Source organism: Paenibacillus sp. F4, assembly GCF_002894905.1.
In the GTDB taxonomy this organism is placed as follows: domain Bacteria; phylum Bacillota; class Bacilli; order Paenibacillales; family Paenibacillaceae; genus Paenibacillus; species Paenibacillus polymyxa_B.
Map to the genome: position 1 here is coordinate 262146 of NZ_POVS01000009.1, position 12378 is coordinate 274523.

Genomic DNA, 12378 nt, shown 5'->3' on the forward strand with positions numbered 1-12378 from the left:
TCTGATTGGTTGCTTAGTTGACCGCATCAGTCGATCCGCGGCTTTTTCATGGCTTTCCTATTCGGGCCAGCCACTTCGTATACATTTTTTATGAAATAATTACAGCACTATCTATCTGCGTAAATACGTTATCCTCCATGGATTTCTTATCCATCGCGGTAACAACTGTTCGATTAGGTACACTTACAATCAAAGCCATATCCTGCATTAAAATCAATGATTCTTTGGCGCCTTTGGCAGCTGCTTTATCCACAGCAGAGTTGATTTTCGCCATTTGGTCACTTCTCAACTCTATTCCCCGCTGCTCCAGACGCTTGGCTGCATGGTTGCTCAGCTTGAGCACCTGTTCCTGCAACACCTGACCGAACGGTCTTGCATCCTTGGATACCGAATTTACTCGGTTTTGTGAGATTGCTGCCGGTGGCACGTTGGCGGGAAAAAGGCGTCCGACCGTTATCCTGTCATTCATGAGTTCTCACCGCTTCCAGTAGAGGAAGAAGATGAAGTATCCGATGTATTTGTAGCGGGAGTCGTTGTATTAGCCTGACTCACTGATGTTACATCTTTTAATGCCACCTCAGCCGCTCCCATTTTGGCATACTGCACACCGTCGCGAATAACGATGGAATCCACGATTCCAGTTTTCACTGTACCCGCACCTGTTTCACCTGTGATGGAATCTTTTTTACCTGCCTCAATCCAGCTGACTTCTTTTCCTATCAAACCGGAAGCCGTACCTAAAGACTGTCCCAATGCATTCAACTGCGTAGAAATGTTCATCAGTTGTTCCACCGAGGAAAACTGGGCCATTTGAGCGATAAATTCTTTATCCTCCAAAGGCTGCATCGGATCCTGATTTTGTAGCTGGGTGATCAAAATTTTCAGAAATTGATCTTTACCCATCGTTTTAGTATCCTTGGCACTTGCTGTTTTGACATTGTTCACATTGTAATTCGGCCAGACGTTACTGGTGGATACATTGTTGTCTGTCGTCGTCATTGTGTTCTCACCTCCATCATTACGCTTGTGCTGTAAAGGAGCCTGTCCGATTTATATCATCTGCACGTTGTTCTGCTGTCCAGTTACGGAGTTCCTCTGCCATTTCAGCTACCTTCATAGCATCTTCGCTCTCTTCTCTACCACGAGCTTTGGAACGTTGATTGGATTGCTGCTGCTGATTAGCTCCAGATCCGCGTCCATCCTGATACATATGGGAGGAAAGCGACTCATTGTGCGTTACTTCTACCTTATCCACCTGGATACCTTGGCTCTGGAGACTCGAACGCAGCTGCGACATTTGCTGTTCCAACAAATCCTTCGCTCCGCTATGCTCAGTCATGAACTGGGCAACCAGATGACCATTTTGCATTGTCAGCTTAACCTCGAGCTGGCCCAGATGATCTGGACGAAGCATGATAGTCGCTTCCGTCAAACCAGTGTGTTTTACAATGTCAAGTTTCTGCACTACAAATTCGGTCATCTCCTTGGCAAATTGCCGTACATGTACGACTGGTTGAGCCGGAGCCGAAGGTGTTGTTCCTTGCGTTTGTACCGAAAGCTGTCCCGCAGTCGTGATCACTGGAGTCTGATTGTCAGTTGCTGTCGAATCCACTTGCTCAGTTGCATCTACGAATGCACTCGCTTCATCCGTTACAGTCGTCTTAACTGCAGACTGAACGAGAATATTAGTTGATGAACGTTGCCCTTCTGAACCTTGTTGATTAGTTTCGCCCTGACTTGCTTGCTGCTGAGAAGCAACAACCTGTTTGTCTGTAGTAGCTGTAGCTACGGTCTGAGTACCATTTCCTCGATTTGCAGAAGGCTGAACTGCTTGTGAATCCCCACCATCAGCAAGTTCCACAGCTTTCATTACACCATTCCACTGTTCATCGGAAATAGCTCCCGTACCTGCCGTTGCGCTTTGGAGCGATTGTAGCAACTGTGCCACCTGGGACTTTTGGTCTCCAGAAGCCTGCTCTGCTACATTGGCAAGTTGTGACAAAGCGTCCTGCAATGCAAATCGAAGAGTAGCCGGGTTGGCTGCCAAGGCTGTTAAGCCTGTCGCCTCTGTCGTTTCTCCACCGTTTAACTGTTGATTTGTTCCGTCGCCTTGTAAAAACTGTTGTACTTGCTGAATCCACGCTTGCAGAGTTGCAAGCAGAGCAGGATTGGCAGCTACTTGATCATCCAGCTTTTCGAGATTTTGCAGCAAAGGAGCCAGTGTTTCGACCAGCGGCTCGGTTGGAGCTTCCGCGGATTCTCCGGTTGCAATCAACGGAAGTACCATAACTAATGGAGAACCGTTCGCATCTGTGCCTGCTGAGCCCGTTTGCCCGCCTGTCATCATTTGCGTAAGTGTTTGATTAAAAGCACCCGTGGTTGCTCCAGCAGCCGTGGCTGTAGTCGTTGTTGAGGCCGTTGTACTGCTAGCTGTCTGACTGGAGCTGAGCGATACACTTTGAGAAATAAGGGTCATTTATTTTTCACCTCCCTTCATTTAAATTACTTACTGCCCATCAGTTTGTTCAAAATTTTTGCGGTCTGAGCCGCATCCTTGGCAGACATATTTTGTAGTAAAGAACCACGTGTCGAATCATCTACTGTATTTAATATGTTTAATGCCTTGTCTGGACTGATTTTGTAAGTTTGTAAAATAAGTTCGGCACCGCTCTTCTTGTCCATGGAAGCAAATGTGCTACTGATTTGAGTGCTTTGCAAACTCTTACTCGTTGTTCCAGCCGTGATACCTTGATCCTTTTTCAGGCGAGACTGCAACGCAGCAACTGACAAATCCGTAGATGGCGTTACGTTTTTCAGAGCCATAGTAATATCGGCTGCTTTTTTAGCGTCCATCTTTTGCAAAATCTTTGCACTGTTGGCAGGGTCCATGTAGCTTAACAGCTGCACAGTCTCTTCCGTGGTCAGATTCTCCATAATCGGTGCCGCTTTACTTGCTGTCATCCCTTCATACATGCTAGCAAGATCTCTGGCCTGTTTTACATAAGGATCTTCATTTGTTGTTCCACCTGTAGTTTGCGTACCGGCCTGTCCCTGCTGACTGGCCTGTGACTGCTGTTCCTGTTGCGTTTGCAGCGTATTGACCTGATTCTGCAGTTCAGTAACCTTTTTATCTTGTGTCGTCTTAGCAGCGGTAGCCTTTTTAAGTTCCTCCGTCTGCTTGGCTAAATCTGCCTTTAACTGCTCAATAGTTGCTTCAGAACTTTCAGACTGAGCCTTCTGATCTGCCTCTTTCGTCTGAGTAGCCTTATCTTTCGGTTCAGGTATCCAATTTTTAACAACTGGTATTTTGTTCCCTAACGAAATCATTTCGCTTCTGAAGTCCATATTGAACAATGTAAGCAGGACCCCGACCAGAACGATTGTGAACACAATCGGAATCAGGAAAAACATAAACCGTTCAAATCCCCCGCCTGATTCTTTTCCTAAATCCATATCCAGTTCATTTTCTGCTAACTTCTGTGCCATCGTCTTCCTCCTCAGGCAGCTGATATGCGTATCCTATGACTTTCCGCTTACCGGGCTTTCATGGCAAATCGCACGGAAGCCATTTCATCCAGCTCGTTCTGCTCGCGCAGGAGCATTTCCTGTTGGAATTTCACGTTGGCCTTCTCTCTCGCTTTCAGCCAAACCTGTTCATCCAGCATTTTATCGGTCAAAACGGTTTGTTTGCTTTGCACATTCTGCTGCGCATATTGAACATCCCTATGCTTGCGTGTAATACATTGGTCCAGATGATTAACATAAGCCTGTAATTCCTGAATAGTAGAGAGTGGCGCGCAATCCTCGGCAGCCTTTTGAATGGCTGATATGACCCGATTCCTTTCGCCTACAAGCTGTGTTAATGTCTGCTCCTCAGCCTGCAATTGTCCGACAGCACTGGAAAGCAACCATTCGGCCTGTGACTTTTCGTTGGTTTTCAAGTCTACAACTTTCTGAAAGGAATACTGAAATCTCATCGTTCAACCTTCATCTCCTCGTAAATTCAGAAATCAAACGCTCCCTTACCTCATCCAGTTCAGCTTTTTCATCTGTTCTTTGTCTTGTAAAATCCCATATATCCCGTATACGCTCCATGGATTCGTCAATTTCTGCATTTGAACCCTGCTGATAGGCCCCGATATTAATCAGGTCCTCCGAATCTTTGTAAATGGCCATCAAGCGCTTAATGTTCTCGGCAGCGTCTATCTGATCTCGTGGTGCGATATCCTTCATAACCCGGCTAATACTCGCTAACACATCAATTGCGGGAAAATGACCTTTGTTCGCAATCCCACGATTCAAGACAATGTGTCCATCCAAAATCCCGCGCACCGCATCCGCGATGGGCTCGTTCATATCATCACCATCGACCAGTACCGTATAAAAAGCGGTTATGGAGCCAGTAGGACCTGTCCCTGCACGTTCTAGAAGCTTAGGTAGACTAGCAAACACGGAAGGTGTGTACCCTCTCATTGCTGGTGGCTCCCCTACGGCTAGTCCCACTTCACGTTGGGCCATCGCATACCGGGTAACTGAATCCATCATCAGCATGACATTCAACCCGCGATCCCGAAAATATTCCGCGATCGTTGTTGCAATAAGTGCACCCTTAATACGGATTAACGCAGGCTGGTCGGAAGTTGCCACAATGACCACGGAACGTTCTAGTCCCTCCGGGCCTAAATCCCGTTCAATAAAGTCCAGCACCTCGCGTCCACGTTCCCCGATCAAGGCAATTACATTCACATCAGCTTCCGTATTACGAGCAATCATTCCCATCAAGGTACTTTTACCTACACCCGAACCTGCAAAAATACCAACCCGCTGTCCTTTACCGATAGTAAGCAACCCGTCGATAGCGCGCACCCCGATACTGATTGGTTCCTGTACACGCGGACGATTCAGCGGATTGGACGGAATATTGAAGGTTGAATATCTCGCCATTCGCGAGGGAATCAATGAGCCATCCAGAGGCTGACCCAAGCCGTCCAGCACTTTGCCTAACAGCTCCGACCCGACCTGCACATTCAACGGTTTCCCTGTTCCTACAACATCACAACCGGGACCAATGGAGTGCAGTTCTCCAAGTGGCATCAGAAGCACCTTATTGTCCCTGAAGCCTACAACCTCCGCTTGCAACGGCTTTGCCGTTTTACCCGGATAAATGTAACAAACATCCCCGATACTGGCGTCTGGACCTTCCGATTCAACCATCAGGCCGATAACCTGCGTAACCTTGCCATTTACCCGAACCGGGTCCAGCTGGCGCAAATGATCCATGTAGCGCTGCGCATTAAGCCCCTTCATGTCTTCGCTCCTCATTCTCATGTGCCAGACGCAGTAATTCCTTTTTGATCTCAGCTAATTGCGTATCAATCCGCGCATCCACACTTCCAAAGGAAGAACGGATAACACAACCGCGATCTTTAACGGTACCATCAGGTATAATTTGCAGTTCTGCCTGCGAATCGACAGTTAATGACAATTCTTCTCGCGCACCTTGCACAAATGCGAAATGCTGAGGCGACACACACAATGTAATGGTTCCTTTTTCCCGCTTACGAGCCAAATTTTTACGAATTAATTCAATCGTGTATTCAGGCTCAAGGCTGAGCTGTTTCTCAATAACCTTCTCAGCAATAGCACTACTCAGTTCAACCAGGAAAGGCTCAGCTTCCTGAATCAGTTGTTCCTTGATCTCATAGGCCTGACGCAGAATATCCTGTGCTTCTTCCATCATCTGCTCTGATTTCGTCTGGAGCTCGGCCTCAGCCAGCTTCTGACCTTCTTCATATCCTTGCTGAAACCCATCAGCTTTTAACGACTGGGTTAACTGCTCGTCATGCTCGCGTCGTTCCTGCCACCAGGCTTCAATCTGCTGCTGTGCCTCCTGAAGCATCCGTTCCGCTTCTTCAGCTGCCTCGCGAACCTGACGTTCGGCAAAATCCTTAGCATCATTCAGCATTTCATCCCGTAGCCGTTCAGCCTCGTGATCTCGCTGAGGCTCCGGCTCCGTATATTCAGTTGTGATTTCTTCGTCCGTCGTTTCTGGCGCATACGTATGTGCCACATCAATTGTTTTCAAAGCCTCTACAGGAACATATTGGAAAGATTTAATCAAGTTAGACAATGATGTCATCTCCTCCGCCGCGTGCGATTATAATCTCACCGGCCTCTTCCAATCTGCGGATCGTCGATACGATACGTGTCTGTGCTTCTTCCACATCACGCAACCGCACCGGTCCCATGTACTCCATTTCCTCTTTGAAGGTTTCTGCCATACGTTTCGACATATTTCGGAAAATCACATCGCGTACTTCTTCACTGGACACTTTAAGCGCCAATTGCAAATCTGCATTGTCGATATCGCGGATAATGCGCTGAATGGAACGATTGTCCACATTGACGATATCCTCGAACACGAACATTCTTTTCTTGATTTCCTCAGCCAGTTCTGGATCTTGAATTTCAAGCGAGTCGAGAATCGTACGTTCGGTTCCGCGGTCTACGCCATTCAAAATCTGAACAATGGACTCGATACCACCCGCATTCGTATAATCCTGCGTCGCGGTTGCAGACAGCTTTTGCTCTAACACTCGTTCCACCTGAGAAATAACTTCCGGAGATGTACTGTCCATGACAGCGACACGCCGGGCTACATCTGCCTGTTTTTCCTGTGGCAGAGACGACAGAATTGCAGCCGCCTGCTCAAATTGCAAGTACGAAAGCACGAGAGCAATCGTTTGCGGATTCTCATTCTGTATAAAATTCAATATCTGGTTTGGATCAGCCTTGCGGGCAAAATCGAAGGGTCTTACCTGTAACGTCGCTGTTAGACGGTTAATGACCTCAACTGCTTTTTGCGATCCGAGTGCTTTCTCCAATATTTCTTTAGCGTAATTAATACCGCCTTGGGAAATGTACTCCTGAGCCAAACAAATTTGATGAAACTCGGCCATGATGGAGTCCTTCTCAATGGCATCGACCTTCCGCACATTGGCAATTTCCAATGTAAGTTGCTCGATCTCCTCATCACGCAAATGCTTGAATATTTGAGCAGATACCTCTGGTCCCATTGTGATCAGAAGTATAGCTGCTTTCTGTCTTCCCGTTAAACCTTGACTGCTTGCCTTTGCCAATGAACTCACCTCTATTCGTCAGCCAGCCATGTACGAAGCAGATTGACGAATTCGTCGGGTTTCTTTTTCGCCAGACTTTCAAGCTGTTTACGCACTTGACTTTCATTTGTCACACTTTCCATGGTAATAGACGGGAACTCCGTCGGCGTTGGCATGAGTTGCAATTCTTCATCCAACTCTTCTTCCTGCTTACGACGACCGCGTACGATGAGGAAGATTACACCCGCCAGCAGTGCCAGAACAGCAGCTCCGATGCCCCATAGCCAAGGGTTGGAAGCTGAGAAGAATGTATTCGTGCTCGCAGGCGCTGGAACAGCTTGTGAGAACACTGAAACCTTTTTAGCCAAATCAGCGTCTGTAATAGTAGTACCAGAATTCGCCAAAGACGCTCTTACAATATTAACCAAAATATTTTGAATTGCTGTCTGAGTTGCAGTATCCAACGTTTGCTGACCTGTTGGTGGTTCAACTGCAACATTAATGGTTAAATCTTTTACAGTGTACGGACTTTGGATAATATCCCTTGCAATTCGGTTAACTTCGTAGTTAATCGTACTTGAGCTCTTATCTGAGCTGGTATTGCCGGAATTAGCTCCTCCGGGGTAGCCCGGAACATCCTGTGTTCCTGTTCCTGCAACTCCTCCGGTTTGTCCACTACTACCCGTATAGCTTTCCTGAATTTGTTGGGCGCTTATTTCAATACCCTTCATTTTCGTTTGATCAACAGGTGTGACCATTTGTTCTTTTGATGTTACTTTGTCGAAATTTAGCTGGGACATAACCAGCACATTTACCTTGTCGTCTCCAACAATTTTCGACAAAAATTGTTGGACATTATTCCTTACATCGCTCTCAAACTTCTTCTGTAGAGCCATGTTTTCCTGAACACCACTAGTGAGCCCACCTTGGCCGCCCTTGGCCGTTGGAATCAACTCATATTCCTTATTGGTGATCGTAATGTTTTCCACTGGCAAATTCGGTACGGCCGTTTTTACCAAATTAAAGTATCCGTCGATCGCTTGCTGATTTGGAGTAAAGCCAGGCTCGAATTCCATTTGAATCGAAGCGGAGGCTTTGTCCTTTTCTTCAAGTCCGGCAAAAATGTTTTCCTTTGGCATATTAATGACAGCTTTGGAGCTTTGGACACCATCCATCCGTTCCAACAGTTGCTGTATTTCGCCGTTCAATGCATTATTGTACTTCACATTGAACTCGTTCTCTGTCATACCAATCGCAGAGGAGGACTGGTCAAAAGCGCTCATGCCGATTGAACCCTTCTGAATCAGGCCTTGAGACCCAACATCTACCTTTGCCTTATCCGCATTAGCGGTTGGGACTGAGATTTGTGTCCCACCAGCATTAAGTTGATACGGTATTCCCGCAGAATCGAGATATTTAATGACTCCGGCAGCATCGTTAGCATTTAAATCTCGGAAAGCCACTTCATACTCGGTTTTGGTAAACTGCATCGTTAGCACTACAACGGCGATAATGATGAATGCTAATGTCGAAACAAGTAATATCTTCTGTTTTTTGCTGAAATTATTCCAATACCCGGAAATCTTATCCCGATATTGGGCGATTCTCTCGTTCACTCCGTCACCCCATCCGAAACTTTGCTAAACCCTCTTTACATCTGTGTACGCATGATCTCCTGATAGGCTTCGATCGCTTTGTTTCGGACCTGTGTAGTAAGCTGCAGGGAAAGCAGCGCTTGTTGGGAAGTGATCATGACCTGATCTACATCAACTTTGCCTGCCATGAATTGGTCGGACATCTGGTGCGTAGCGGCTTCCTGCTGCCCTACTTCATTGAGAGCATCCTTCAGGAAGGAACCAAAATCTTTCAAGGATTCGGAAGGCGTCGCTTTCGTCAACTCATTGTTAGGCGATTGAATCTGCTGTATTACCGGTGTCTGTACATTAAACATGGCGTTCTGAATCATGTTTTACTCTCCCTATTAAGTAGTTAGTAGTCCTAGAAGTTAGCGACCGATTTCAAGCGCTTTGGAAACCATAGCCTTTGATGCATTCAGAGCTGTTACATTGGCTTCGTATGAGCGTGTTGCGGAAATCATGTCGACCATTTCTTTCATAATGTCTACATTAGGCATATATACATAGCCATCTTTATCAGCGTCCGGGTGACCCGGATTGTACACAGGCTTCAAAGGTGACTGATCTTCCTGAATTTGCGAAACCTTAACGCCAGCAGCGCTTGTGCTACTTCCTTCCATTTGAGCCTTCAAAACATCGGCAAAGCCAGATTGGTTCGGCTCCAAAACAACCGTTTTTCTCCGATATGGAACTGCTTGTCCATTCTCTACTTTCGCCCGAGTTGTCTCTGCGTTGGCAATGTTGCTAGATATAACGTCCATCCGCAACCGTTGGGCCGTAAGAGCAGATGCACTAATATCAAAGCCGTTGTTAATCTTCACCTAGTCCTATCTCCCTTCTACCGCTGTTCTCATCATCTTGATGCGCTCATTAATTTCTTGGATGTAGGTATTATATCTTAGTTGATTTTCAGCCATAAGACTCATTTCTCTGTCGATATCTACGTTGTTCATATTGTTATTCATGACTGAGTACCCATCTTTGGTGACCGTGGCATCTGGAATGGAGTTCACAGGTCCTATTTGAAAATGTCTTGAATTGGTTACTTTTCCACGTAGTGGTGTGACATCACCATCCATTTGCTGCTGAAGCAGTTCTTCAAATGAAACCTCCGAACGCTTAAAATACGGGGTATCCGCATTGGATATATTGTCGGCCATCACACGTTGTCTCGTATTTGCCGCCTGTACACCTGCCTGAAGCTTTTGAAAGCTCATATCACCCAGCAGATTCATTTAGCTCCTCCCTCCCAGCGTCTACTCCAAAGTAAGATTCAATAAAACAAGATTTTTCACTTTTTTTCGACAATAAAATTTCATAATTATACATTTCTTTTAGGTCTTAAGTAGAAAATAATAACTTTCTGTCATATATTCTAAGTTTCGTAGAGTTGGGACCTAATTACAATAAGAAAAAAGCCCTATCTTTTTTAAAAAAGAGGGCTTTAGATGCATAAAATGTTAAATTTTTCAGGTTTATTTCAAGAAAATGAATGTTTTCTTAGCACTTTACACCTGTAAAAGATTATACGTCCTACTTTTGGAATAGACAGAAAAATCATCAACTTGACCATTATCTAGGTCTAAACGACGGTGCAAGATAGTGTTATTCTGGACCACACACCCTATTTTTAGAAACCCTATTCATAAAATATACTGACTAAGGTCCCTGTTTTGGGCAATATCTCCCAGCTTCTCACGTACATATTCCGGGGTAATGATCATACGATCCAATGTAAGCTCTGGTGCTTCAAACGACAGATCCTCCAGCAGCTTTTCTAGAATGGTATGCAAACGACGTGCGCCAATATTTTCGGTGTTGCGATTTACAGACTCAGCAATGCTGGCAATCTCACGGATCGCTTCCGCAGAAAATTCGACTTCAATCTCCTCAGTACGGAGTAAATCAGTGTATTGCTTGGTCAGCGCATTTTTAGGCTCCGTCAATATCGACACAAACTCATCCAAAGTCAGGCTACTTAATTCCACACGGATTGGGAAACGGCCCTGAAGCTCAGGGATCAGGTCAGATGGTTTTGCAACATGAAAAGCTCCTGCAGCAATAAACAGAATGTAATCTGTTCTTACCGGACCGTATTTGGTCATGATGGTAGATCCCTCGACAATAGGTAAAATATCGCGCTGGACGCCTTCTCTCGACACATCGGGGCCACTACCCTTACCCTGGCTGGCAATCTTATCTATTTCATCAATAAAAATAATACCGGATTGCTCAGCACGCTTCACAGACTCCTGAATCACATCATCCATATCGATCAATTTGGCGGCTTCATCTTGAATCAACACCTTGCGAGCTTCCTTGACTGGTAGCTTGCGCTTCTTCGTCCGCTTGGGAAGAAAACTTCCGAACATCTCCTGTATATTCATACCCATTTGTTCATTCCCTTGCCCAGCAAACATATCGAGCATATTGGGTGCAGTATCCTCCACATCAATCTCTATGACATCATCCTCAAGCTTTCCGGATAACAGATCGAATTTAACCTTACGGCGCTTTTCTGCCAAAGATCCATCCTGTTGTGGTGGTTCTTCTTCTACCGAAGTTCCCGTGTTATTGCCAAATAGCATTTCAAAGGGATTACGTTGCGATTTGTTTGACTTTTCTGCAGGTACAAGAATGCTGACAATCCGTTCATTTGCCATGTCCTCCGCTTTGTCCTTCACATTCTCTGTTCGTTCCGACTTAACGATGCGAATGGAGGTTTCCATCAGATCACGCACCATGGATTCCACATCACGACCCACGTAACCCACTTCTGTAAATTTGGTCGCCTCTACCTTGACAAAAGGAGCTCCCACGAGCCGTGCAAGTCTACGTGCAATTTCAGTTTTACCCACACCAGTCGGCCCGATCATCAAAATATTTTTGGGCACAATTTCATCCCGGATATCATCCGGCAGCTTACTACGCCGATAGCGGTTGCGCAAGGCAACAGCAACAGATTTTTTAGCTTGCTTTTGTCCGACAATATACTTATCCAGCTCGGATACCACTTGTCTGGGCGTCAACGATTGATTATTCATTTTGCACTCCTCCACCCTTGAATACTCAGAGCCGATTTACAGTTCTTCCACGATAATCTGATTGTTCGTATACACACATATTTCCGAAGCAACCTCTAGCGCTTCCCGTGCCATGTCCTTTGCTTCCATGCCAGAGCCATGGCGTTTGAAAGCACGGGCAGCCGCCAATGCAAAATTACCACCTGAGCCAATCGCAAGCACATCATCATCCGGCTCGATAATTTCGCCACCTCCAGAAATGAGCAGCATTCCAGATGAGTCCATCACAATCATGAGCGCTTCCAGCTTGCGCAGAATACGATCCTGACGCCAGTCCTTGGCCAGTTCCACGGCTGCTCTTTGAAGATTTCCGTGGTGTTCCTCTAGCTTATTTTCGAACTTTTCAAATAACGTGATAGCATCAGCCACCGAACCCGCAAATCCCGCAACGACCTGACCACGATACAATCTGCGCACTTTTTTAGCCGTCTGCTTCATTACAACACTGTTGCCGAACGTTACCTGTCCATCACCCGCAATAGCTCCTTTGCCATTGTGGCGTACAGCGCAGATGGTGGTAGCATGAAAGGACATATCCAT

14 protein-coding genes are annotated in these 12378 nt (G+C 46.0%); all 14 read right to left on the bottom strand.

Annotated elements, in window-relative coordinates; genetic code table 11:
• Positions 1-88: 88 nt before the first annotated feature.
• The 14 genes from C1T21_RS08150 to hslV all read right to left on the bottom strand — a co-directional run bounded on the left by C1T21_RS08150 (position 89) and on the right by hslV (position 12378).
• Positions 89-469 carry a TIGR02530 family flagellar biosynthesis protein gene (locus C1T21_RS08150; RefSeq protein ID WP_103047878.1) on the bottom strand — a complete coding sequence of 127 codons (381 nt, stop codon included), beginning with the start codon at positions 467-469 and terminating at the stop codon, positions 89-91.
• Positions 466-999: a flagellar hook capping FlgD N-terminal domain-containing protein gene (locus C1T21_RS08155; RefSeq protein ID WP_103047879.1), complete on the bottom strand. Its 534-nt coding sequence runs from the start codon at positions 997-999 to the stop codon at positions 466-468. The genes C1T21_RS08150 and C1T21_RS08155 overlap by 4 nt, the downstream gene beginning before the upstream one ends.
• Positions 1000-1018: 19 nt before the next feature.
• The gene (locus C1T21_RS08160; protein WP_103047880.1) at positions 1019-2476 is read right to left on the bottom strand and encodes a flagellar hook-length control protein FliK; all 1458 of its coding nucleotides are present in this window, start codon (positions 2474-2476) and stop codon (positions 1019-1021) included.
• Positions 2477-2502: 26 nt separating this feature from the next.
• Complete coding sequence (locus tag C1T21_RS08165; protein WP_103047881.1) at positions 2503-3486, bottom strand: magnesium transporter MgtE N-terminal domain-containing protein; 984 nt, start codon at positions 3484-3486, stop codon at positions 2503-2505.
• A 47-nt stretch (positions 3487-3533) separates the two neighbouring features.
• Complete coding sequence (gene fliJ / locus C1T21_RS08170; protein ID WP_013309890.1) at positions 3534-3977, bottom strand: flagellar export protein FliJ; 444 nt, start codon at positions 3975-3977, stop codon at positions 3534-3536.
• Between the two features lie 10 nt (positions 3978-3987).
• Positions 3988-5307, bottom strand: a complete 1320-nt coding sequence (fliI, locus tag C1T21_RS08175) for a flagellar protein export ATPase FliI (protein WP_103047882.1) — start codon at positions 5305-5307, stop codon at positions 3988-3990.
• On the bottom strand, positions 5294-6130 hold the full coding sequence (locus C1T21_RS08180) for a FliH/SctL family protein (protein ID WP_025723732.1): 837 nt from the start codon (positions 6128-6130) through the stop codon (positions 5294-5296). The genes fliI and C1T21_RS08180 overlap by 14 nt, the downstream gene beginning before the upstream one ends.
• Positions 6123-7139, bottom strand: coding sequence for a flagellar motor switch protein FliG (gene fliG, locus C1T21_RS08185; RefSeq protein ID WP_013370674.1), 1017 nt, complete (start codon positions 7137-7139; stop codon positions 6123-6125). Before fliG ends, C1T21_RS08180 begins: the two co-directional genes overlap by 8 nt.
• Before the next feature lie 11 nt (positions 7140-7150).
• The gene (gene fliF / locus C1T21_RS08190; RefSeq protein ID WP_013309886.1) at positions 7151-8734 is read right to left on the bottom strand and encodes a flagellar basal-body MS-ring/collar protein FliF; all 1584 of its coding nucleotides are present in this window, start codon (positions 8732-8734) and stop codon (positions 7151-7153) included.
• 35 nt (positions 8735-8769) lie between these two features.
• Positions 8770-9084: a flagellar hook-basal body complex protein FliE gene (gene fliE / locus C1T21_RS08195; RefSeq protein ID WP_007430020.1), complete on the bottom strand. Its 315-nt coding sequence runs from the start codon at positions 9082-9084 to the stop codon at positions 8770-8772.
• A gap of 39 nt (positions 9085-9123) precedes the next feature.
• The gene (gene flgC / locus C1T21_RS08200; RefSeq protein WP_013309884.1) at positions 9124-9576 is read right to left on the bottom strand and encodes a flagellar basal body rod protein FlgC; all 453 of its coding nucleotides are present in this window, start codon (positions 9574-9576) and stop codon (positions 9124-9126) included.
• 6 nt (positions 9577-9582) lie between these two features.
• Positions 9583-9990, bottom strand: a complete 408-nt coding sequence (gene flgB, locus C1T21_RS08205) for a flagellar basal body rod protein FlgB (RefSeq protein WP_013309883.1) — start codon at positions 9988-9990, stop codon at positions 9583-9585.
• A 408-nt stretch (positions 9991-10398) separates the two neighbouring features.
• A complete protein-coding gene (gene hslU, locus C1T21_RS08210) occupies positions 10399-11799 on the bottom strand; it encodes an ATP-dependent protease ATPase subunit HslU (protein WP_103047883.1) in 1401 nt (466 codons plus the stop codon).
• Between the two features lie 36 nt (positions 11800-11835).
• Positions 11836-12378: an ATP-dependent protease subunit HslV gene (hslV, locus tag C1T21_RS08215; protein WP_013309881.1), complete on the bottom strand. Its 543-nt coding sequence runs from the start codon at positions 12376-12378 to the stop codon at positions 11836-11838.

Bases quoted from the DNA above. Each gene is read 5' to 3' on its own strand.
- fliE (WP_007430020.1), bottom strand. From the start codon at position 9,084: ATGATTCAGAACGCCATGTTTAATGTACAGACACCGGTAATACAGCAG.
- hslV (WP_013309881.1), bottom strand. From the start codon at position 12,378: ATGGATATGTCCTTTCATGCTACCACCATCTGCGCTGTACGCCACAAT.
- hslU (WP_103047883.1), bottom strand. From the start codon at position 11,799: ATGAATAATCAATCGTTGACGCCCAGACAAGTGGTATCCGAGCTGGAT.
- C1T21_RS08155 (WP_103047879.1), bottom strand. From the start codon at position 999: ATGACGACGACAGACAACAATGTATCCACCAGTAACGTCTGGCCGAAT.
- flgB (WP_013309883.1), bottom strand. From the start codon at position 9,990: ATGAATCTGCTGGGTGATATGAGCTTTCAAAAGCTTCAGGCAGGTGTA.
- fliJ (WP_013309890.1), bottom strand. From the start codon at position 3,977: ATGAGATTTCAGTATTCCTTTCAGAAAGTTGTAGACTTGAAAACCAAC.
- C1T21_RS08150 (WP_103047878.1), bottom strand. From the start codon at position 469: ATGAATGACAGGATAACGGTCGGACGCCTTTTTCCCGCCAACGTGCCA.
- C1T21_RS08165 (WP_103047881.1), bottom strand. From the start codon at position 3,486: ATGGCACAGAAGTTAGCAGAAAATGAACTGGATATGGATTTAGGAAAA.
- fliI (WP_103047882.1), bottom strand. From the start codon at position 5,307: ATGAAGGGGCTTAATGCGCAGCGCTACATGGATCATTTGCGCCAGCTG.
- C1T21_RS08160 (WP_103047880.1), bottom strand. From the start codon at position 2,476: ATGACCCTTATTTCTCAAAGTGTATCGCTCAGCTCCAGTCAGACAGCT.